The 1088-nt window shown below is 63.0% G+C and carries 1 protein-coding gene; it reads left to right on the forward strand.

Annotated features, from left to right (window positions below):
* Positions 1–127: 127 nt before the first annotated feature.
* A complete protein-coding gene (locus tag NZM16_RS06080; RefSeq protein WP_295479321.1) occupies positions 128–1045 on the forward strand; it encodes a MoxR family ATPase in 918 nt (305 codons plus the stop codon).
* Positions 1046–1088: the final 43 nt, after the last annotated feature.

Genomic DNA, 1088 nt, shown 5'->3' on the forward strand with positions numbered 1-1088 from the left:
CTGATTTGCGCTAAAATTAAATCCAACCAGGGTAATCGAAATGCAGGGCCGTATGCTGGACCCTTCGCCGCTTCATGCCTTCCAAACCCCTCAGGCGGGAGGGGAGGAAACCGAGCAGGAGGTCTCTGTGTTCCCTCGCTCTATTGATGAGGTGATCGAAGCGCTGCAGGAACATCGGTATATTGCCGAGCGTGGGCTGGCCACAGCGATCTTCCTGGCCCTGCGCCTGGGCCGCCCCCTGTTCCTGGAAGGTGAGCCCGGGGTGGGCAAAACGGAGATCGCCAAGGTCCTGGCCGATTTGCTCCAAACCGAGTTGATCCGGCTCCAGTGCTACGAGGGCCTGGATATCCACAGCGCCGTCTATGAATGGGATTACGCCCGCCAGATTCTGCAGATCCGGATGCTGGAGGCCGCCGGGGAGCAGGACGAGATCCGCATCCGTCAGCAGATCTTCAGCCCCGCTTTCCTGATCAAGCGCCCTCTCCTTCAGGCCCTCGAGGCGAAGAACGGCCGTCCGCCGGTTTTGCTGATCGACGAGCTGGACCGGGCGGATGAGGAGTTCGAGGCCTTCCTGCTGGAGCTGCTCTCCGACTGGCAGATCACCATCCCGGAGATCGGGACAGTGCGGGCGGAGCAGCCGCCGGTGGTGGTGATCACGTCCAACCGGACACGGGAGATCCACGACGCCCTGAAGCGGCGGTGCCTCTATTTCTGGATCGATTACCCGTCCTTCGAGAAAGAGCTCCAGATCGTGCGGGCCCGGATCCCGGAGGCCCCGGAGCGTCTGACCCGTCAGATCGTGGCCTTCGTTCAGGAGCTGCGCCGGCTGGATCTCTACAAGCTCCCCGGCGTGGCCGAGACCCTGGACTGGACCGCCGCCCTCTTAGCGCTGGATCAGACCGAGCTGGACCCGGCGGTGATCGATGAGACCCTGGGGGTGCTGCTCAAGTATCAGGACGATGTGCTCAAGGTGCGCGGGGAGATCGCGCGGGACCTGCTGGCGAAGGCGATAGTGCGGGCGGAGATGGCCGCTGGGGCGGCGTAGCACCGGAACGCCTTTAACCAAATTATCGGAGGTTTTCGTGGGT

The sequence above is a fragment of the Thermoflexus sp. genome (assembly GCF_025055495.1).
Lineage (GTDB): Bacteria > Chloroflexota > Anaerolineae > Thermoflexales > Thermoflexaceae > Thermoflexus.